Source organism: Streptomyces sp. NPDC008079 (assembly GCF_042957385.1).
Lineage (GTDB): Bacteria > Actinomycetota > Actinomycetes > Streptomycetales > Streptomycetaceae > Actinacidiphila.
In genome coordinates this window covers 207,406-227,550 of the sequence record NZ_JBIBIC010000011.1, presented here as the reverse complement: position 1 = coordinate 227,550, position 20,145 = coordinate 207,406, and the positions used below count along the sequence as shown (strand labels likewise).

15 protein-coding genes are annotated in these 20,145 nt (G+C 72.3%); 10 read left to right on the top strand and 5 right to left on the bottom strand.

Features of this window, described 5'->3' with window-relative positions; all coding sequences use genetic code 11:
* Positions 1-16 precede the first annotated feature (16 nt).
* On the bottom strand, positions 17-2,806 hold the full coding sequence (locus ACFZAM_RS23545) for a hypothetical protein (RefSeq protein ID WP_391048981.1): 2,790 nt from the start codon (positions 2,804-2,806) through the stop codon (positions 17-19).
* A 348-nt stretch (positions 2,807-3,154) separates the two neighbouring features.
* Between ACFZAM_RS23545 and ACFZAM_RS23540 the strand changes: the two genes are divergently transcribed.
* The 5 genes from ACFZAM_RS23540 (at position 3,155) to ACFZAM_RS23520 (ending at position 7,812) form a co-directional block, all read left to right on the top strand.
* Positions 3,155-3,634 (top strand): DUF1453 domain-containing protein, encoded by a 480-nt coding sequence (locus tag ACFZAM_RS23540; RefSeq protein WP_391048978.1) that lies wholly within the window; start codon positions 3,155-3,157, stop codon positions 3,632-3,634.
* Positions 3,631-4,785: a histidine kinase gene (locus tag ACFZAM_RS23535; RefSeq protein WP_391048975.1), complete on the top strand. Its 1,155-nt coding sequence runs from the start codon at positions 3,631-3,633 to the stop codon at positions 4,783-4,785. The genes ACFZAM_RS23540 and ACFZAM_RS23535 overlap by 4 nt, the downstream gene beginning before the upstream one ends.
* A gap of 50 nt (positions 4,786-4,835) precedes the next feature.
* Complete coding sequence (locus ACFZAM_RS23530; RefSeq protein ID WP_391049045.1) at positions 4,836-5,501, top strand: response regulator; 666 nt, start codon at positions 4,836-4,838, stop codon at positions 5,499-5,501.
* Between the two features lie 95 nt (positions 5,502-5,596).
* Positions 5,597-6,094: a DUF485 domain-containing protein gene (locus ACFZAM_RS23525; RefSeq protein ID WP_391048972.1), complete on the top strand. Its 498-nt coding sequence runs from the start codon at positions 5,597-5,599 to the stop codon at positions 6,092-6,094.
* Positions 6,091-7,812, top strand: a complete 1,722-nt coding sequence (locus ACFZAM_RS23520) for a cation acetate symporter (protein WP_391048969.1) — start codon at positions 6,091-6,093, stop codon at positions 7,810-7,812. Before ACFZAM_RS23525 ends, ACFZAM_RS23520 begins: the two co-directional genes overlap by 4 nt.
* A gap of 7 nt (positions 7,813-7,819) precedes the next feature.
* Here the strand turns inward: ACFZAM_RS23520 and ACFZAM_RS23515 are convergent, their stop codons facing one another.
* Complete coding sequence (locus ACFZAM_RS23515; protein ID WP_355338364.1) at positions 7,820-8,512, bottom strand: response regulator; 693 nt, start codon at positions 8,510-8,512, stop codon at positions 7,820-7,822.
* Complete coding sequence (locus ACFZAM_RS23510; RefSeq protein WP_391048966.1) at positions 8,509-10,191, bottom strand: ATP-binding protein; 1,683 nt, start codon at positions 10,189-10,191, stop codon at positions 8,509-8,511. The genes ACFZAM_RS23515 and ACFZAM_RS23510 overlap by 4 nt, the downstream gene beginning before the upstream one ends.
* 252 nt (positions 10,192-10,443) lie before the next feature.
* On the opposite strand from ACFZAM_RS23510, the gene ACFZAM_RS23505 reads away from it, so the two are divergent.
* The 3 genes from ACFZAM_RS23505 to ACFZAM_RS23495 all read left to right on the top strand — a co-directional run bounded on the left by ACFZAM_RS23505 (position 10,444) and on the right by ACFZAM_RS23495 (position 13,306).
* Complete coding sequence (locus ACFZAM_RS23505) at positions 10,444-11,259, top strand: ABC transporter ATP-binding protein (RefSeq protein ID WP_355338370.1); 816 nt, start codon at positions 10,444-10,446, stop codon at positions 11,257-11,259.
* On the top strand, positions 11,249-12,154 hold the full coding sequence (locus ACFZAM_RS23500; protein WP_391048963.1) for an ABC transporter permease subunit: 906 nt from the start codon (positions 11,249-11,251) through the stop codon (positions 12,152-12,154). The genes ACFZAM_RS23505 and ACFZAM_RS23500 overlap by 11 nt, the downstream gene beginning before the upstream one ends.
* Before the next feature lie 69 nt (positions 12,155-12,223).
* Positions 12,224-13,306, top strand: coding sequence for an ABC transporter substrate-binding protein (locus ACFZAM_RS23495; RefSeq protein WP_391048961.1), 1,083 nt, complete (start codon positions 12,224-12,226; stop codon positions 13,304-13,306).
* 105 nt (positions 13,307-13,411) lie between these two features.
* Here ACFZAM_RS23495 and ACFZAM_RS23490 read toward each other — a convergent pair whose 3' ends face one another.
* Positions 13,412-14,356, bottom strand: a complete 945-nt coding sequence (locus ACFZAM_RS23490) for a sucrase ferredoxin (protein ID WP_391048959.1) — start codon at positions 14,354-14,356, stop codon at positions 13,412-13,414.
* A 180-nt stretch (positions 14,357-14,536) separates the two neighbouring features.
* A complete protein-coding gene (locus ACFZAM_RS23485) occupies positions 14,537-16,981 on the bottom strand; it encodes a DNA topoisomerase IV subunit A (protein WP_355338381.1) in 2,445 nt (814 codons plus the stop codon).
* 359 nt (positions 16,982-17,340) lie between these two features.
* Between ACFZAM_RS23485 and ACFZAM_RS23480 the strand changes: the two genes are divergently transcribed.
* Together ACFZAM_RS23480 and ACFZAM_RS23475 are read left to right on the top strand one after the other, a co-directional pair.
* Positions 17,341-18,729: an insulinase family protein gene (locus ACFZAM_RS23480; RefSeq protein WP_391048955.1), complete on the top strand. Its 1,389-nt coding sequence runs from the start codon at positions 17,341-17,343 to the stop codon at positions 18,727-18,729.
* Positions 18,726-20,111: a pitrilysin family protein gene (locus ACFZAM_RS23475; RefSeq protein ID WP_355338387.1), complete on the top strand. Its 1,386-nt coding sequence runs from the start codon at positions 18,726-18,728 to the stop codon at positions 20,109-20,111. Before ACFZAM_RS23480 ends, ACFZAM_RS23475 begins: the two co-directional genes overlap by 4 nt.
* Positions 20,112-20,145: the final 34 nt, after the last annotated feature.

Sequence of the window (20,145 nt, the reverse complement as noted above, 5' to 3'; positions counted from 1 at the left end):
GCGGCCGGGCCGGGCGTCAGGGGGTTGTTGGGTTCTGGAGGGTGCGGCGGAGGCGGGCGGCGGGGGCGGGGCGGTCGGCGGCGGTGAGGAGTTCTATGAGGCGGGAGCCGACGCGGTGGTGGAGGGCCGGGCCGCCCTGGGGGGAGATCGCGTAGAGGTCCATGATCTCGGTGGCCTCGTCGAAGAGGGCGAGGGCTTCGTCGAGGCGGGGGTCGGCCGGGGTGACGCGGACTTCCGCGGCGATGAGCAGGGCGCCGGCGAGGCGGTGGAGGGCCAGGGGGTCCTTCTCGGTCATGCGGCGGCAGACCATGACGCACTCGTCGGCTGTGTCGGTGGCCTCGGCGAAGCGGCCCGTGACCATCAGCGCGCCGAGCAGGACGCCGAGAGCCTCGGCCAAGGTGTGCTGTTCGGCGATCGCCTCGCGGGCGCTGACGCGGCGGAGGATCGCGACGCTCTCGTAGGCCGCGGTCAGGCTCTCCTCCGGGCGTTGGGCGACGAGCAGGCGTACGGCGAGTCCGTTGAGCCCGTCGGCGAGTTCGCGCTCGTAGGCGGCGGGATTGACCCTAGCGAGGTCGCGGTAGAGCTCGACGGCCTCGTGGGCCAGCGGGACGCTGTCGGGATCGCCGACACGTTCGAGGGCGGCGGCCAGGTGATAGAGCGCGTTGGCCAGGGACATGGCGTGGGCGGACGGGTCCTTCGCGTGGAGACGGCGGCGCAGGGCGACGCTCTCCCGGCCGTGTGAGACCGCCGACCGCGGACGGTCGATACGCAGGTGGCACACGCCGAGGGCGGCCAGGGCGGCGGAGAGGTTCGACTCGTGCTTGCCGGGCTCTTCCGCGGCCAGCGCGCGCAGGAGCGTCACGGACTCCTCCAGGGCAGCCGTCGCGTCGTCCCAGCGCTGCGCGTACGACAGATCCCGTCCGATACCGAGCAGGCCGCTTGCCAGGTCGGGGCGGTACTGCTCGTCGTACGCGGCCAGCCTGCGCTGTACGGCGACGGCTTCCTCGGTGGCGGCCAGGGCCTCCGCCCGGCGCCCGACCTCGCCCAGGCGGTCCGCGTACGCCTTGAGGGCGAACGCCAGATTGCCTTCGACCACGGGGACGAGCGAGGGATTGGGGACGCCGTCACGGGCGATGGCCCGGAACTGGGCCAGGACGGCCTCGGATTCGGCCAGCGCCTCCTCCAGCCGACCGGCGTGGTGGAGGCGGACGCCGTGCTCGTGCCGCTCCGCGGCCTGGTCGTTGGGGTTTCTGGCGCGCTCCAGGCGGTGCGGGAGCAGCCGGGTGCTGACGGCGGCGATTCCGGGGTCCAGGTCGGGACTGCGCCGGTTGAACGGCGGGAAGAACATCGCGACGGCTTCGAGGAGTTCGGGGCTGATGTCGTCAAGGGCGGCGAGCGTGGCCAGCGCGGCGCTGCCCCCGATGACGGCGAGTTGAGGGGCCGTGCCGAGCAGCGGGAACAGGTGGAGGGGGCCGACGTGGGGCCAGCGCTGGGCGGCGGCGGTCAGAAAGACCACGGCGCGCGGCATCCAGCTTCCGGTGACCGCGTCGCTCACCACGTCGGTGCCGCTGAGCATGGCGCTGACGGTGCGCCCGGCCCAGTCCTGGGCCGGGTAGTCGGCCCGGTGGCCGGGAAGGGTCAGCGCCAGGAAGTCCTCGGCGAGCCGGTCCGGGTACAGCGGTTCCAGGACGGTGTCGCGGTCGGCCTCGGCCGGTGGGTAGCAGACCGCGTGATCCGCGAGGATGCGATCGGCCGGCAGCCGGACCGCGAGGTCGCTGATGGCCACCCGCCCCTCCTCCGGGCTGACCGGCCCGGTGAGCGCCGCGGTGAACACGGTGCGGTTCATGAGCGCGGGCGAGGTGCGGAACGCTGGTGCGGACGGGGCGATCTCGTGATCCGGGTCCCCGTACAGCCGCGCCCAGTGCAACTGCTCCCGGTCCAGGAGATAGCTGGACAGGCCCGCGAGGTCGGTGGGCGCGCGCAGCCCGTGGGCGTCGGCGTCCACGGCGACCAGGGCAGCCATGTGCACGGCCAGGGTCAGGCCGAAGGCCGCGTCACCGAGCGGGGCCGGTGCCGCGATGCCGCCGGGGGAGACGCCGTAACGCGCCGCGAAGCTGTCGCGGGCCACGGCGAACATCTCGGACCGCGGGGATGCGGCGGCGCCGTCACCGCCGACCTCGTCGGACAGCGGCGCGAGCCGTTGCAGCGAGGTCCTGGCCTGCTGGTTCGCGAGAGCGGCGCGCACGCTCGGCCAGACCTCGTCGCCGCGGGCGATCAGCAGCACCCGGGCGCCGCGCCCGCTGTCGCGGTGCACCAGCGCGTTGCCGAACAGCCACATGAGATGGGTCAGCGGCCAGCGGTCGGCGTAGTCGACGATCAGCAGCACACCCGCGTCGCCCCGGTCACGGAGGTCCTGACTGCCAGGAGGCGGCAGCACGCTCCCCGGTCCGTGGGTGGCGGTGACGACCTGCCAGCCCTCGGCCAGCGACTCCTGCGCGAAGCGGTCGGCGAGACGGGTCTTGCCCTGTCCGCCCGGCGCGCACAGCCACTGCACGGCGAGCGGACCGCCGCCGTCGCGCCAGCGCCGTAACGAGGTCAACTCGGCGGTGCGTCCGGTGAACTCCACGACCCGGAAACGCGCGTTGAGCATCCGGCTCGGTACATTCAACAGAAAGCCGTCGTCCGGCAGGACCGGCGGCTGCCAGCGTTGCAGCAGGTAGACCGGGACGCCGTCGCCGAACACGTGGATGTCCGCGCCCACGACCCCGTAGGCGAAACCGCTCTCGGCGCGTACGGACTGGCTCACGCTCCCGCCTCCCCACCGTGCGGTGTCCGGCGCTCCACGTTCCGCTGGCCGAGATCCGACACGGTGCCCTCCCCCGTTGTCCGACGATCCGATCGCCGGTCGCTGGAAAAGCGTACGCAGCGCCGCCCCCCGGACGCAGGGGATCCGCTCACCGGGCGGGCGCTCGGACCGGCGCCGGACCGGCGCGTTCGCCCACAGCACGGGGGCGTTGGTGGAGGGGGCTCCACCCGGGGGTGGAGAGGGAGATTCAACCCCCGGTTTGATCCGCTGAGCTGGGGGTTTCCGTAGATTCTGAGATGTCGGCGAACCCGCCGGCCTCGTGGGAGTCGCTTTACGGAGGCGTCCGTCATGTCCGGTCTGATCGATGCGCTGGTGATCGTGGCGGTCATCGGTGTGGTGGTCACCCGCCAGTTGCGGCCCAGGAAGGTCACGGGCGGCCGGCGGTGGTGGCTGATACCGGCGGTGCTGGTGTTCATGTCGCTGCGGCAGCACGGGCTGATCGACCCGGAGCACCGGCAGACGGCGGTCGCGCTGCTGGCCGTGGAGTTGGTGGTCGCTGTGGGGATGGGGTTGGCATGGGCGTGGACCACACGGTTGTGGACCGAGAGGGACGGGACGGTCTGGGCGCAGGGAGGGAAGGTCACCGTCGCGGTCTGGGCGGCCGGGGTCGCGGTGCGGATCGGGCTGTACGGGGTGGGTACGGCGATGGGGGTCCACCAGGACAGCGGCTCGTTCCTGATAGCGCTCGCGGCCACGCTGCTGATACGCGCCGGGGTGCTCGCCTGGCGGGCCCAGAGCGTGGCGCCGTCGTACCGTACGGCCTCATGAGCGGTTGGACGTCCTGGCCTTCGAAGGAGGCGCTGTCCCGCGAGAACCGGTCGTCCGCGCGGCGGGCGTTCGGCCGGGGAGTGCGGCTGCTCTTCGCCGCCGCGGCGCTATGGGGGATCCTGGCCCGCACGGATCTCAACGGGTGGCTGACCTCGGCGTCCGTGCTGGGGCTGGCGGTGGCGGCCGTCGTGGTGTGGGCGTTCTTCCGGTTCACGCTCGCGCACCGGGCGGCGCCGTCCGTCGCACTGATCGCACTGATGCTGGGCGCTGCCTTCGGGCTGCACGCGGTGGGCGCCGATGTGCCCGCGACGCTGCTGTGGTGCGGCTGCGCGGTGCTCGGGATGGAGCGGCTGCCGCTGGCCGCGGCGGCGCCCCTCACCGGTACGGCGCTGGCCGCCTACGCACTGGTCGGTGACTCCGGCGGCTGGCTGGTCACGTCGCTGACGGTGGCGGGGCTGGGGCTGATCGGGTACGTCGTGCGGCTGGACGCCGAGGCGCGGGGGAACACGCAGCGGCTGCTGGTCCAGGAGCGGGCGGCGCGGGCGGCGGAGGCCGAGTCGGCGGCGTTGGCGGAGCGGGCCCGGATCGCGCGGGAGATCCACGATGTGCTGGCGCACAGCCTGTCGGCGCAGACGGTGCACCTGGAGGCGACGCGGCTGCTGATCGAGCGGGGCGTCGAGCGGGACGTGGTGCTGGGACGGGTGATCGCGGCCCGGCAGATGGCGCGGGAGGGGCTGGCCGAGACGCGGCAGGCGCTGTCGGCGCTGCGCGGGGAGATGGCACCGGTGGAGGACTTCCTGCGGGAGCTGGTCGCTTCGGAGGGGGCGGACCTGGAAGTGGAAGGGGAGGCGCGGTATCTGCCTGCGGAGGCGGGGTTGGCGGTGCGGCGGGTGGCACAGGAGGCGATGACGAATGTGCGCAAGCACGCGCCGGGAGCGAAGGTCGCGCTGCGGCTGGAGTACCGGAGCGAGGAGGTGGAGCTGGAGTTCCGGGACTTCGGGAGCAGGACGCCTGTGGATAACTCTTTGAGGGCATCCGGATCGGGCTACGGTCTTCTGGGGATGCGGGAGCGCGCGGAGCTGCTGGGCGGCGCGCTCGACGCCGGACCGGCCGAGGAGGGCTTCGTGGTGCGCTTGCGGGTGCCCGCGTGACGCGGGTGGTGGTCGCGGACGACCAGACGGTGGTGCGTGAGGGAATTGTGATGCTGCTGGGGCTGCTGCCCGACATCGAGGTGGTCGGAGCGGCGGCCGACGGGGAGGAGGCGGTACGGCTGGTGGGGGAACACCGGCCGGAGGTGGTGCTGATGGACCTGCGGATGCCGCGCTGCGACGGGGTGGAGGCCACGCGGCGGATCAGGTCGCGGTATCCGGGGACGCAGGTGGTGGTGCTGACGACCTTCGCGGACGACGGCTCGCTCTTTCCCGCGCTGCGGGCGGGGGCGCGGGGATATCTGACCAAGGACGCGGGAGGGGAGGAGATCGCGCGGGCCATCGCGGAGGTGACGGCCGGGCGGGCGGGGCTGTCGCCCGCGGTGCAGGGCAGGATGCTGGACGCGCTGACCGGGGCGGGCCCCGAGCGGCGGCCGGAGGGACGGGGGAGCGGACCGGGCGGACCGGGCGGACCGGGCGGGGCGGGAAAGCCAGGCCAAGGGGCGGCGGGACGGGGGGAGTTGCCGGACGGGCTGACGGCCCGGGAGGCGGAAGTGCTAGCCCTGGTGGCCGAAGGGCTGTCCAACGCCGAGATCGCCGCGCGGCTGCACGTGAGCATGGCGACGGTGAAGACGCACATCAACAACCTGTTCGCCAAAACCGGGGCGCGGGACCGCGCACAGGCGGTCGGATATGCCTACCGGCACGGCATCACCTGATGGGGTGAAGGTTTCTACTTGTTCGTTCTGGATCTTCCCGCTCTGTCCATGATTGGGCACATCGGCCGATCGGCCGATGGAACGAGGAGTGTTCGGTGGACAAGCACGACGGGGGCGACCCCGGGGCGCTGCGGGTGAACGACCCGTGGCAGGACGCGGCGGACGCCGGTCTCTGGGTCCCGGATCAGACGGCCCCCGACCCCGCGCCGGGGCGGACCCGGCCCGAGGGCACACCGCAGGCGGGCCAGGACGGACGGCCGGTGGACCGGTCGGCGGTGTATCTGGAGGTGCAGGGCAGCGCGGCGTTCCAGGAGGTGCGCGACCGGTACCGGAGCTTCACCTTCCCGGTGGTGGCGGGCTTCCTGGCCTGGTACCTGCTGTACGTGGTGGCGGCCACCACGGCACCGGGCCTGATGGGACATCAGGTTGCGGGTGACGTGAATGTGGGGATGGTGGCGGGGCTGGCGCAGTTCGCCACGACGTTCCTGCTGACGTGGGCCTACGCCCGGCACGCGCGGCTGCGCAGGGACCGGGCGGCGCTCGATCTGCGCTGGACGCTGGCGACCAGGACCGGGCAGGAGCGGGTGCGTTGAACAGCGGTCGGTTCAATGGCGGGTATCTGGCGGATTCAGCCGGGGAGCATCAGGGCCTCGCGATCGTGCTGTTCACGATCTTCGTGTCGGTGACGCTGGCGATCACGGCGTGGGCGGGACGGCGGCGGAGCTCGTCGGTGGAGTTCTTCGCCGGGGGACGGTTGTTCACCCCGATGGAGAACGGCCTGGCCATCGCGGGCGACTACATGTCGGCGGCGTCCTTCCTCGGCATCTCCGGGCTCATCGCGCTCTTCGGGTACGACGGCCTGCTGTACTCGGTCGGGTTCTTCGTCGCGTGGCTCGTGGTCCTCATGCTGGTCGCCGAGTTGGTGCGCAACTGCGGGCGGTACACACTCGCCGATGTGCTCTCCGCGCGGATGAGACAGCGGCCGGTGCGGATCGCGGCGGGCACGTCGTCGGTGGTGGTGTCGATCCTGTACCTGGTGGCGCAGATGGTCGGCGCCGGGAGCCTGGTCGGGCTGCTGCTCGGCGGGCACGGCGCGGCGCGCACCTGGACGGTGGTCGGGGTCGGCGCGCTGATGGTGTTCTACGTGTCCTTCGGCGGGATGCGGGCGACGACATGGATCCAGATCGTCAAGACGGTGCTGCTGATCGGCGGCACGGTGACGCTCACCGTGATGGTCCTGGTCCGCTTCCACGGCAATCCGGGGAGTCTGCTGCACGCCGCCGCGGCGGGCAGCGGGCACGGCAACGCCTTCCTGGCTCCCGGGCTGAAATACGGCGGGAGTTGGGCGTCGAAGCTGGACTTCATCAGCCTCGGCCTGGCGCTGGTGCTCGGGACGGCGGGCCTGCCGCACATCCTGTCCCGCTTCTACACGGTGCCCACGGCACGCTCCGCGCGGCGGTCGGTGGTCTGGGCGATCGGGCTGATCGGCGCCTTCTACCTGATGACGATCGTGCTCGGTTTCGGAGCGGCGGCGGTCGTCGGCACCGACACCGTCCGCTCGTCCAACGCCGCGGGCAACACCGCGGTGCCGCTGCTCGCCGAGATCCTGGGCGGCGGGGAGGGGACGACAGGGGGCACCGTGCTGTTCGCGGTGGTCGGCGCGGTGGCCTTCGCGACGATCCTGGCCGTGGTCGCGGGCATCACCCTGGCGTCGTCGGCCTCGGTGGCCCACGACCTCTACGCCACGCTGCGCCGCCGCCCCGTCGCGGAAACGCAGGCACGGCAGAACAGGCGCGCCAAGCGCGAGGCCGCGGCCCCCGGCACCGCGCGGGTCACCGCCGACGCGGTGGAGGAAGGGGCGATGGAGGAGGACGAGGTGCGGGTGGCCAGATTCGCGGCCGTCGGGATCGGCGCCGTCGCGATCGGGCTCAGCCTCTTCGCGCAGGACCAGAACATCGCCTTCCTGGTCGGCCTCGCCTTCGCCGTCGCCGCGTCCGCGAATCTGCCCGCCCTGCTCTACTCCCTGTTCTGGCACCGGTTCACCACCCGCGGCGCGGTCTGGTCGATCTACGGCGGCCTCGTACCGGCCCTGCTCCTGGTGGTGTTCTCGCCCGTCATCTCCGGCAGGCCCGACGCGCTCTTCCCCGGCGTCGACTTCCACCTCTTCCCGCTGGAGAACCCGGGCCTGGTCTCCATCCCGCTCGGTTTCCTCGCGGGCTGGCTCGGCACCCTGCTGTCGCCGGAGGAGGCGGACGCGGGGAAGTACGCGGAGACGGAGGTGCGTTCGCTCACCGGCGCCGGGGCCGCGTAACGGCGGTTCAGCCGGTGGCGGCCCAGGCGTAGCGGTGTTCGGGACGGCCCGTGTCGCCGTATTTGAGGGTGAGGCTCAACCGCCCCGCCTGCTCCAGGTACTTCAGGTAGCGCTGGGCGGTGGAGCGGCTGAGCCCGGCGCGTTCGGCGACCTCGTGGGCGGACAGCGGGCGGCCCGCCTCGTGCAGGACGCGGCGGATCAGGTCGGCGGTCGGCGCGGAGTGCCCCTTGGGCAGTTCGGCCGAGGACGCGCCCGCCGTACGCAGGGCGCCGAAGATCCGGTCGACCTGCTCCTGCCCGGCCTCGCCGCGCCCGCCCACCCCCTCCAGGGTGCGGCGCAGCGCCGCGTAACCGTCCAGCTTGGCCCGCAGACCGGCGAAGCTGAACGGCTTCACCAGGTACTGCAACGCGCCGAGCCGCATCGCTGCCTGCACGGTGGCGACATCACGCGCCGCCGTCACCATGATCACGTCCGCGTGGTGCCCGTGCTGCCGCATCCGGCGGACCAGCGTCAGCCCCGTCTCGTCCGGCAGATAGTGGTCGAGCAGCACCAGGTCGATCCGGGTGCGCTCCAGCACCGACAGCGCGTGCGCCGCGGTGTGGGCCCGCCCGGCCACCCGGAAGCCCGGCACCTTGCCCACATAGGCCGAGTTGATCTCCGCCACCCGGAAGTCGTCGTCCACCACCAGTACGTCGATCATCGCGCCGCCTCCCCAGCCGCGGAAAGCACTCCTCCGGCCAGCGCCCCACCGGCCAGCACTCCTTCGGCCAGCGCCTCGGGCAGCACCACCGTGAACACCGCGCCACCGCCCGCCCGCGCCGTCACCCGCGCCAGACCCCCGTACCGCTCGGCGAGCCTGCGCACCAGCGCGAGGCCCAGGCCGCGCCCCCGGTGCGGCGGACGTTCCTTCGTCGACCAGCCCTCGGTGAAGATCAGTTCGCGCGCCTCCGGCGGCACTCCCGGCCCCGTGTCCGACACCCGCAGCAGCAGGGTCGTGTCGTCCTCGGCGCGCAGTTCGACCTCCACGAAAGGCGCGGCGGACATCGCCGGGGACACGCGGTGCCCGGCGGCGGCGTCCAGCGCGTTGTCGATGAGATTGCCCAGCACCGTCACCAGATCGCGCGGGTCCACCACCCGGTCGGGCAGCAGCGTGCTCTGCGCGACCCGCAGCGACACCCCGCGCTCCGCCGCGATGGCGGCCTTGCCGACCAGCAGCGCCGACACCAGCGGATCGTGCACCCGGTCCGCGATCACCTCGGCCGACGCCCGATGGGTGTCGGCGACCTCCGCGACATAGCCCACCGCCTCCTCGTGCAGGCCCAGTTCCAGCAGGCCCAGCACGGTGTGCAGCCGGTTGGCGTGCTCGTGGTCCTGGGCGCGCAGCGCGTCCAGCAGCCCGTGGGTGGAGTCCAGTTCGCGGCCGAGCAGCTCCAGTTCCGTACGGTCCCGCAGCGTCACCACGGCCCCGCCGTCACCGGTCGGCATCCGGTTGGCGACCAGTACCCGGCCGCCGCTGACCGTCAGCAGATCCGCGCCCTCGACCCGCCCCGCCAGCACGTCCGTCGTACGGCCAGGCGGCAGCAGCTCGTCCAGCAGCCGCCCGGTGGCCGCGCCGTCACCGGCGCCGTCGAGCCCGAGCAGCCGCTGCGCCTCGTCGTTGACCAGCCGCACCCGCCCCTGCCGGTCCAGTGCGACCACGCCCTCGCGGACGCCGTGCAGCATCGCCTCCCGCTCGTCGAGCAGCGCCGATATGTCGGCGAAGGCCAGCCCGTGCGTGGCCCGCTGCAACCGCCGCGAACCCCACACCGCCGCCAGCACGCCCACGCCCAGCGCCGCGCCCGCGTACATCAGCAGACCCGGCACCAGGCCGATCGCCCGGTTGAGGATGCCGTCGTACCTGATGCCCACCGACACCGCGCCCACGATCCGGTGGGAGGAGTCGTACAGCGGCACCTTGCCGCGGGTGCTGCGCCCCAGCGTGCCGCGGTCGATCTGCATGATCTCGTCACCGGCCAGCGCCACGCTGGGATCGGTCGAGACGGGTTCGCCGATCCGCTTGGGGTCGGTGTGCGACCACCGGATGCCGTGGGTGTCCATCACCACGATGTAGAGGGCCTTCGTGGCGATCCTGACTCGTTCCGCCTCCGCCTGCACCGGGCCGTCCGGCGTCGGCCGGGACGAGACCACGGCCCGCGCGACCTCGGGATCGACGGCCACGGTCTCCGCGATGGCCAGCGCCCTGTGCATCGCCTCTTCGTCGAGCTGGTGGCTGAGCGGCGCCAGGAAGAGCCCGGTGGCGAGCGCCGTGACGCCCGCCGTGATCGCCAGTTGCACCAACAGGACCTGCGCCGAGACACGGCGCGGCCATCCGATCCGCATCGTGGGGCTCCTCCGCATTCCAACCGGTCCGCCGACAGTCGCGGCGGCCGACCCGCGTCCCCACCCCACGCGTACGTCGACAGCCCTGTCGTCAACGCAAGGTAAACCCCGCAGAGCCGGATGGGCAGACTCCGTTTCGCTTTCGTTGTGCGCGGGCGAGCAAAACGAGCAGAAGACCGGCTTGCGCGCAGAAGGCTCCTTGCGCCCACAAGACTGCCGCCGCCGCGGTGGTCGCTCCTAGCCTCCACCGCCATGAGCAGCGAAACGAGCCCCGCCATCGAGCTGCGGGGGGCGAGCAAGGCGTTCAGGACCCCGTCCGGCGCCCTGCACACCGCCGTGAGAGACCTGGACCTGACCGTGGAACGCGGTGAGTTCGTCGCGGTCGTCGGACCGACCGGCTGCGGCAAATCGACGACGCTGACCCTGGTCAGCGGCCTGGAGGAGCCCACGGAAGGCGAGGTGCTGGTCTCGGGAGAGGCCGTGAACGGCATCAACCCCGGCGTCGGCTTCGTCTTCCAGCAGGACGCCGTCTTCCCCTGGCGGACCGTGCTGTCCAACGTCATGGCCGGGCCGCGCTTCCGCGGTGTCGGCAAGGCCGAGGCCAAGGAGCGGGCCCGCGACTGGCTGGCCCGCGTGGGCCTGACCGCCTTCGAGGACCGCTATCCGCACCAGCTCTCCGGCGGCCAGCGCAAGCGCGTCGCGCTCGCCGCGACCTTCGTCAACGACCCCGACATCCTGCTGATGGACGAGCCGTTCTCCGCGCTCGACGTGCAGACCAGGGCCCTGATGTCCGACGAACTCCTGGAGCTGTGGTCCGGTACCGGGTCCTCGGTGGTGTTCGTCACCCATGACCTGGAGGAGTCCATCGCCCTGGCCGACAAGGTCGTCGTGATGACCGCGGGGCCCGCCACCGTCAAGGAGGTCTTCACGATCGACCTGCCGCGGCCCCGCAAGGTCGAGGAGGTCAGGCTCCAGCCGCGCTTCGTGGAGATCTACCGCGAGATCTGGTCGTCGCTGGGCGAAGAGGTCCGCATCACCCGCGAGAGGAGCGTCGGACATGCCGCCTGAGTCCGCAGCCCCGGCCGCCCCCCGGACCGGGGCCACCCCCGAGGACGCCGTCCCGGCCGGGCCCGGCACCGGCACCCAGCGCACCAAGGCCCGCGCCCGCGCCGTCCGCAACCGCACCCTCCTGGTGTACGCCAGCCGCCTCGCCGTCCTCGTCCTCGTGCTCGGCCTGTGGGAGTGGTCGGCCCGCACCGGGGTCATCGACCCGTTCAACTTCTCCATGCCGTCCAAGATCTGGGACCAGATCCGGCAGTGGACGATGCACGGCACACCGCAGGGCCCCCTGGGCGAGCAGATCTGGTACACGCTCTACGAGGCGCTGTACGGCTGGGTCATCGGCGTCGCCGGCGGTGTGGTGCTGGGCATCGCGCTCGGCCGGATCCCCTTCCTCTCGGACGTCTTCGGCCCGTACGTGAAGGTGCTCAACGCGATGCCGCGTATCGTGCTGGCGCCGATCTTCCTCATCTGGTTCGGCCTCGGCCCGGCCTCCAAGGTGGCCTCCGCCGTCGTCCTGGTCTTCTTCCCGGTGTTCTTCAACGCCTTCCAGGGGGCCCGCGAGGTCGACCGCAATCTGGTCGCCAACGCCCGCGTCCTCGGCGCGAGCAACCGCCGCGTCACCCTCCAGGTGGTGATCCCGGCCGCCACGTCGTGGATCTTCACCAGCCTGCACGTCAGCTTCGGCTTCGCGCTGATCGGCGCGATCGTCGGCGAGTACATCGGCGCGACCAAGGGCATCGGCCTGCTGGTCTCCGCCTCGCAGGGCACCTTCAACGCCGCCGGTGTCTACGCGGCCATGGTGATCCTCGCCGTCGTCGCCCTCATCGCCGAGGGCCTGCTGACCTACCTGGAGAAGCGGCTCTTCCGCTGGAAGCCCGCCCAGCCCGGCGCCGAACGCTGAGCCGCGGTCGCCCTCCCCGAAATCCCGCGCCCCCGCGCGCCCACCCTCCGCTCTCACAAGGACGTGACCATGCGCCAGTACGCCAAGCTCCCGGCATTCGCCCTCGCCGGAGCCCTCGCCCTCACCACACTCACCGCCTGTGCCAACGACGCCGCGTCCGGCTCCGGCTCCGGCTCGGATTCCACCGGGGACGCGGGCTCCACGGCCCCGGCGGCCAAGAACGCCGAGAAGGTCAAGATCATGGTCGGCGGCCTGGACAAGGTCATCTACATGCCCGCCATGCTCACTCAGAGACTCGGCTTCTTCCAGGCCGAGGGCCTCGACGTGACGCTGCTGAGCGAACCGGCCGGTGTGCAGGCCACCACGGCGCTGGTCTCCGGTGACGTGCAGGGCGCCGTCGGCTTCTACGACCACACCCTCGACCTCCAGACCAAGAACAAGATGATCGAGTCCGTCGTGCAGTTCGCACAGGCCCCCGGTGAGGTCGAGGTGGTCTCCACCAAGGCCGCGGGCGACATCACCTCCGCCAAGGACTTCAAGGGCAAGAAGCTCGGTGTGACCGGTCTCGGCTCGTCCACCGACTTCCTCACCAAGTACCTCGCGGTGCACAACGGCCTCAAGGTCAGCGACTTCACGCCCGTCACCGTCGGCGCTGGCCAGACCTTCATCGCCGCCCTCCGACAGGGCTCCATCCAGGCCGGTATGACCACCGACCCGACCGTCGCGCAGATCCTCGACAAGGGCATCGGCAAGGTGCTGTACGACATGCGCACGCCCGAGGGCTCGCGGGAGGCGCTCGGCGGCCTCTACCCGTCCTCCAGCCTCTACATGAACACCGACTGGGTGAACGGCCACAAGGAGACCGTGCAGAAGCTGGCCAACGCCTTCGTGAAGACCCTCAAGTGGATGTCCACGCACACCCCCGAGGAGATCGCCGCGAAGATGCCCTCCGACTACGCGCAGGGCGGCGCCAAGCTGTACGCCGACTCCATCAAGGCCACGCTGCCGATGTTCACCACCGACGGCGTGATGCCCCCCGACGGCCCGGCCACCGTGGAGGCGGTCCTGAAGTCCTTCAACCCGAACCTCAAGGGCAAGAAGGTCGACCTGGAGAAGACCTACACCACGGAGTTCGTCAAGAACGTCAAGTAGCGCCCGGTCATGTAGCGCCCGGTCATGTAGCGCCTGCTCACATAACGCCTGCTCAGGTAGCGCCTGCTCACGCAGCGCCTCGCCATGAGCGCCCGGCGAAGAGCCCTACGACGCGCGGCCCCCGGCCACCCGCTCGATCCCCGTGACCTCCATCCGGGCGGGTGTGCCGAGGGCCGCGCCGCAGCTCTCCGGGCGCGGCGGCAGCGACGCGACCTGCGCCACCGCCACCTCCCAGACCCGCCCGTCGACGTGCGCCACCCGCACCGCCCAGGCGCCGTCGCCGTCGCCCGAGGGCGCCGGGTCCGTACGCTCCACGGCCTCCACGACCACGGCCGCCGTACGGTCCTCACCGGTCAGCTCCCGTACGGCCAGATCGGCCGCCTGTCCGGGACGGTCCCACGCCGAGCGGCCCCGGCAGCCGTCCAGCACCATTCGCCCGGAGCGCGCCGCCTCCAGTACGTCCTTCGCGTGGTGCGCGTCCACCCGGCCGTACGTGTAGCCGTAGGGCAGCACGAGCATGGTCGGCGCGAAACGGTGTCCGCCGAGGTGGGTGACCTCCCAGACCTCGCTGCCGCCCGAGGCGGTCAGCTCCGCGGCGAGCGGCCGGCCGCGCACCGCGCAGCAGCGGTCCCGCTTGCCGTTGGTGCACACCAGGGCGAGGGGCGCGCCGTCGTACGCGTCGCCGAATCCGTTGTGCGCGCCCGCGCCCAGCGCGGTGAAGTCCAGCGCGGTCAGCTCCGCCGGGTCGGCGACCTCGGCGGTACGGACCCAGGAGGCGCCCGGCGCGGTGTGCGCGAGGTAGACCCGGTGCCGACGCGGAAGGTGCAGGTCGGCGTGTCTGCCGGGGCGGCGGATCAGGGCGACGCGGGTGCCGGTGCCGTCGGCGAGCCGTTCCAGTTCGCGGCCGGTCGCCGGGTCCAGCCTGCTCGCCCCCAGCGCCTTCGCCCCCCACGGGCCCGGCTGCTCGATCAGCAGCCACGTCCGTGCGGTGGCCGCGGTGGCGGCCACCGGTTCGGCGAGGGACGCCGAGGCGCTGGTGCAGGTGCTCACCCGGCTGAGCCTATTGCCTCCCGGCGGCCCCCGAATCCCGGGGCGCGGCGGCCCCCGCCACCGCGCCCGTATCCAGCGACCTGTACGACAGCCTGTACGACCGGCCGTACGACAGCCCGTACGACACCCTGTGCGACAAGCCGCACGCGCCCGTACGACCGGCCCGCGTACGGCCCGGCGCTACACCGGTCCCGCCACCACCGCGACCGGCTTGACCAGCGGCACCCCCGAGCCGTCGCGGCGCGGGTCCTTCGGCGGCAGCTCGGCGGGCGTGCCGGTGGGCGTGGCGGCGCGGGCGGGCGCGGGACCCGCCCAGGCCAGCGCGAGACCGACCTCGCCGCGCAGGAACCGCTGGCAGCGCACACCGCCGGTGGCGCGCCCCTTGCGCGGATACTGCTCGAACGGCGTCAGCTTCGCGGTGCCCTCGGTCGTGTCGTCCAGCGTGCCCTCGGCGCGCGCGACGGTGAACACCACCGCGTCCACGGCGGGATCGACGGCGGTGAAGGAGATCACCTTGGCGCCGTCGGCGAGCTTGACGCCCGCCATGCCGCCCGCGGGCCGCCCCTGCGGGCGTACCTGCGCGGCCGGGTAGCGCAGCAGTTGCGCGTCGTCGGTGATGAAGACCAGGTCCTCCTCGCCGGTGCGCAGCTCCATCGCGCCGACCACCCGGTCACCGTCCTTGAGGCCGATGACCTCCAAGTCGTCCTTGTTCGACGGGTAGTCGGGCACGACGCGCTTGACGACGCCCTGTTCGGTGCCGAGCGCGAGGCCGGGCGAGGACTCGTCGAGCGTGGTCAGGCACAGCACCCGCTCGCCGTCCTCCAGGGTGAGGAACTCCGACAGCGCGGCGCCGCCCGCCAGCGACGGCGCCCCGGCCGTGTCCGGCAGCATCGGCAGGTCGATCACGGTCAGCCGCAGCAGCCGCCCGGCGGACGTCACCGCGCCGATGTCGGCGCGCGCCGTGGTCGGCACCGCCGAGACGATCACATCGTGCTTGGCGCGCTTGGCACCGCCGTCGCTGAAGTCCTCGCCGTTGGTCGTACGGGCCAGCAGCCCGGTCGAGGAGAGCAGCACACGGCACGGGTCGTCGGCCACTTCGAGCGGCACCGAGGACAGCGGCGCGCCCGCCGACTCCAGCAGGACCGTACGGCGCTCGGTGCCGTACTGCTTGGCGACCGCGGCCAGTTCGGCCGAGACCAGCTTGCGCAGCTCCGCGTCCGAGTCGAGGATCCGGGTCAGCTCGGCGATCTCCGCGTTCAGCCGGTCGCGCTCGGACTCCAGCTCGATCCGGTCGAAGCGGGTGAGGCGGCGCAGCGGGGTGTCCAGGATGTACTGCGTCTGGATCTCGGAGAGCCCGAAGCGCTCCATCAGGCTTTCCTTGGCCGCCGACGAGTTGTCGCTGGCCCGGATGATCGCGATGACCTCGTCGATGTCGATGAGGGCCACCAGCAGACCGTCCACCAGGTGCAGCCGGTCGCGGCGCTTGGTGCGGCGGAATTCGCTGCGGCGGCGGACGACCTCGAAGCGGTGGTCGACGTACACCTGGAGCAGTTCGCGCAGGCCCAGGGTGAGCGGCTGCCCGTCCACCAGGCACACGTTGTTGATGCCGAAGGAGTCCTCCATCGGCGTCAGCTTGTAGAGCTGCTCCAGGACGGCCTCGGGGTTGAAGCCGTTCTTGATCTCGATGACCAGCCGCAGGCCGTGCTCGCGGTCGGTGAGGTCCTTGACGTCCGCGATGCCCTGGAGCTTCTTCGCGTTGACCATGTCCTTGATCTTCGCGATCACCTTCTCCGGGCCGACCGTGAAGGGCAGTTCGGTGACGACCAGGCCCTTGCGGCGCGGCGTCACGTCGTCCACCGCGACCGTCGCGCGGATCTTGAAGGTGCCCCGGCCCGACTCGTACGCGTCCCGGATGCCGGTCAGTCCGATGATCCGGCCGCCGGTCGGCAGGTCGGGGCCGGGCACGAAGCGCATCAGTGTGTCGAGGTCGGCGTTCGGGTGCCTGATGAGGTGGCGCGCGGCGGCGATGACCTCGCCCAGATTGTGCGGCGGCATGTTGGTGGCCATGCCGACGGCGATCCCGGAGGCGCCGTTGACCAGCAGGTTGGGGTACGCGGACGGCAGGACCGCGGGCTCCTGCTCCTGGCCGTCGTAGTTGGGGGCGAAGTCGACGGTGTCCTCGTCGATCGACTCCACCATGAGCTGGGCCGGGCCGGACATCCGGGCCTCGGTGTAACGCATCGCCGCGGGCAGGTCGTCCAGCGAGCCGAAGTTGCCGTGTCCGTCGACCAGCGGGAGCCGCTGCGAGAACGGCTGGGCCATCCGCACCATGGCGTCGTAGATCGACGCGTCCCCGTGCGGGTGAAGCTTGCCCATCACCTCGCCGACCACGCGGGCACACTTGACGAAGCCGCGGTCGGGCCGCAGCCCCATCTCGTTCATCTGGTAGACGATGCGGCGGTGTACCGGCTTCATCCCGTCACGGGCGTCGGGAAGCGCCCGCGAGTAGATCACCGAGTAGGCGTACTCGAGGTAGGAGGCCTGCATCTCGTCCACGACGTCGATGTCGAGGATGCGCTCCTCGAAATCGTCGGGCGGCGGGGTCTTCGCGGTGCGGCGGGCCATCTCGGCGGCTGCTCCTTCATCTGGACGGGCGGACAGGCGATCGGTCGGGCGGTCGGGCGGTGGCCGGTCGGACGATCGGACGGGCGATCAGCCGAACGGTCGGACGATCAGTCGAGCGATCAGTCGAGCGGTCGGACGGGCACAAGGCTCGGGTGGGACGCCGACCATTGTGGACCGCACTACCGACATCGCGGACCACCACCCGGTACGAGCGTGCCGTGGACGGCACGTTCACCCACGACGCGGCGGGCACGTTCACCCACGGCGTGACCGGGAACTTCGCGGACGGTCGGCTCCCTTGCCTAGAGTGGCAGCACTCTACGCAGTCACGCAGCAGCGACCGGAAGGACAGCTTGCCCATGGGTCACACGGCCACGCCGGAGGCACACTCCAGCGGCCTGACAGCCACCGAGCACCGCCTGGCGAACGGCCTGCGGGTGGTGCTCTCCGAGGACCACCTCACTCCGGTCGCGGCCGTCTGCCTCTGGTACGACGTCGGTTCCCGCCACGAGGTCAAGGGCCGTACCGGCCTCGCCCACCTCTTCGAGCACCTGATGTTCCAGGGCTCCGCCAGCGTCAAGGGCAACGGGCACTTCGAACTGGTGCAGGGCGCGGGCGGCTCGCTGAACGGCACCACCAGCTTCGAGCGCACCAATTACTTCGAGACCATGCCCGCCCACCAGGTCGAACTGGCCCTGTGGCTGGAGGCCGACCGGATGGGCAGCCTGCTCACCGCGCTCGACCTGGAGAGCCTGGACAACCAGCGCGACGTGGTGAAGAACGAGCGCCGCCAGCGGTACGACAACGTCCCCTACGGCACGGCCTTCGAGCGGCTGACCGCGCTGGCCTACCCCGAGGGACACCCGTACCACCACACGCCGATCGGCTCGATGGCCGACCTGGACGCGGCGTCGCTGGAGGACGCGCAGGCGTTCTTCCGTACGTACTACGCGCCCGGCAACGCGGTGCTGGCCGTGGTCGGCGACATCGACCCCGAGCAGACGCTGGCGTGGGTCGAGAAGTACTTCGGCAGTATCCCCGCCCACGACGGCAAGCCCGCACCGCGTGACGGCTCGCTGCCCGAGGTGATGGGCGGCCAGCTCCGCGAGGTGATCGAGGAGGACGTGCCCTCGCGCGCGCTGATGGCGGCCTACCGGCTGCCGGAGGACGGCACCGCCGACGGCGACGCGGCCGACCTGGCGCTGACCATGCTCGGCGGCGGCGAGTCGTCCCGGCTGCACAACCGACTGGTACGGCGCGACCGCAGCGCCGTCGCCGCGGGCTTCGGCCTGCTGCGCCTCGCGGGCGCGCCGTCGCTCGGCTGGCTGGACATCAAGGCGTCCAGCGGGGTCGAACTGAGCACCATCGAGGCCGCGGTGGACGAGGAGCTGGCCCGCTTCGCCCAGGAGGGCCCCAGCCCCGAGGAGATGGAGCGCGCCCAGGCGCAGATCGAGCGCGAGTGGCTCGACCGGCTCGCCACCGTGGGCGGCCGGGCCGACGAACTGTGCCGTTACGCGGTGCTGTTCGGCGACCCGCAGCTCGCCCTCACCGCCGTCCAGCGGGTGCTGGCCGTCACCCCCGAGCAGGTGCGGGCCGTGGCCGCCGCGCGGCTGCGCCCCGACAACCGCGCGGTCCTCGTCTACGAGCCCACCGGCGGCGACGCGGCGGAGGACGCCACCGACGAAGCCACCGACGACGCCACTGACGAAGCGACCGACGAAGCCACCGAGCAGGAGGGCGAGCTGTGAGCGAGACCGCGGCCGTCATGACGTTCCACCCGCAGCCGCAGGCCGGGGAGCCCCGGCCGTGGGCGTTCCCCGCCCCCGACCGCGGCACCCTGGGCAACGGTCTGACGGTGCTGACCAGCCACCGCCCGGGACAGCAGGTCGTCGCCGTCGAGGTGCTGCTCGACGCGCCGCTGGACGCCGAGCCCGAGGGTCTGGACGGCGTCGGCACCATCATGGCCAGGGCGCTGTCGGAGGGCACGGAGCAGCACACCGCCGAGGAGTTCGCGGCCGAGCTGGAGCGCTGCGGCGCCACGCTGGACGCGCACGCCGACCACCCCGGTGTGCGGGTCTCCCTCGAAGTGCCCGCCTCCCGGCTCGACAAGGCGCTCGCCCTGCTCGCGGAGGCGCTGCTGACCCCGGCCTTCCCAGAGGACGAGATCAAGCGCCTGGTCGCCAACCGGCTCGACGAGATCCCGCACGAGCTGGCCAACCCCGCCCGCAGGGCCGCGATGGCGCTGTCCAAGGAGCTGTTCGCACCGGAGCTGCGCTGCTCCCGGCCGCGCCAGGGCACCGAGGAGACCGTCCGCAGGATCGACGCGGCGGCCGTACGCGCCTTCTACCGGGCCCACGTCCGCCCGTCCACCGCGACCGCCGTGGTGGTCGGCGACCTCACCGGCATCGACCTGCCGCGGCTGCTCGACGACACCCTGGGCGGCTGGAGCGGCTCGGCCGCCAAGCCCCGCCCGCGCCCGGCGATCACCTCGGACGACACCGCGCGCGTGGTCATCGTGGACCGGCCGGGCGCGGTGCAGACCCAGCTCCTCATCGGCCGTACCGGCGCCGACCGGCACGACCCGGTGTGGGCGGCCCGCGTGATCGGCACCTACTGCCTGGGCGGCACCCTGACCTCCCGCCTGGACCGCGTGCTGCGCGAGGAGAAGGGCTACACCTACGGCGTACGCGCCTTCGGACAGGTGCTGCTCGGCTCCGCCGACGGTACGGGCGCCGCGCTGCTGGGCATCAGCGGCTCGGTGGCCACCGAGGTCACCGGGCCCGCGCTCGCCGACACCTGGCAGGTCATCAGGACGCTCGGCGAGGGCGGCCTGACCGACGAGGAGCGGGACGTCGCCGTACAGAATCTGGTCGGTGTGGCGCCGCTGCGCTACGAGACGTCGGCGGCCGTCGCGGCCACGCTGACCGACCAGGTCGAGCAGCAGCTCCCGGACGACTACCAGGCCGAGCTCTACGCGCGGCTGGCGGCCACGGGCACGGTGGAGGCGACCGCCGCGGTCGTCAACGCCTTCCCGCTCGACCGGCTCGTGGTGGTCCTGGTCGGGGACGCGTCCGTCATCGCCGGGCCGGTGGGCGAGTTGGGCATCGGACCGGTGAACATCATCACGTAGCACCGGACGGTCGGACCCGCGTCACGCGGGTCAC

Bases quoted from the DNA above. Each gene is read 5' to 3' on its own strand.
- ACFZAM_RS23540 (WP_391048978.1), top strand. From the start codon at position 3,155: ATGTCCGGTCTGATCGATGCGCTGGTGATCGTGGCGGTCATCGGTGTG.
- ACFZAM_RS23535 (WP_391048975.1), top strand. From the start codon at position 3,631: ATGAGCGGTTGGACGTCCTGGCCTTCGAAGGAGGCGCTGTCCCGCGAG.
- ACFZAM_RS23530 (WP_391049045.1), top strand. From the start codon at position 4,836: ATGCTGCTGGGGCTGCTGCCCGACATCGAGGTGGTCGGAGCGGCGGCC.
- ACFZAM_RS23515 (WP_355338364.1), bottom strand. From the start codon at position 8,512: ATGATCGACGTACTGGTGGTGGACGACGACTTCCGGGTGGCGGAGATC.
- ACFZAM_RS23510 (WP_391048966.1), bottom strand. From the start codon at position 10,191: ATGCGGATCGGATGGCCGCGCCGTGTCTCGGCGCAGGTCCTGTTGGTG.
- ACFZAM_RS23505 (WP_355338370.1), top strand. From the start codon at position 10,444: ATGAGCAGCGAAACGAGCCCCGCCATCGAGCTGCGGGGGGCGAGCAAG.
- ACFZAM_RS23500 (WP_391048963.1), top strand. From the start codon at position 11,249: ATGCCGCCTGAGTCCGCAGCCCCGGCCGCCCCCCGGACCGGGGCCACC.
- ACFZAM_RS23495 (WP_391048961.1), top strand. From the start codon at position 12,224: ATGCGCCAGTACGCCAAGCTCCCGGCATTCGCCCTCGCCGGAGCCCTC.
- ACFZAM_RS23485 (WP_355338381.1), bottom strand. From the start codon at position 16,981: ATGGCCCGCCGCACCGCGAAGACCCCGCCGCCCGACGATTTCGAGGAG.
- ACFZAM_RS23480 (WP_391048955.1), top strand. From the start codon at position 17,341: ATGGGTCACACGGCCACGCCGGAGGCACACTCCAGCGGCCTGACAGCC.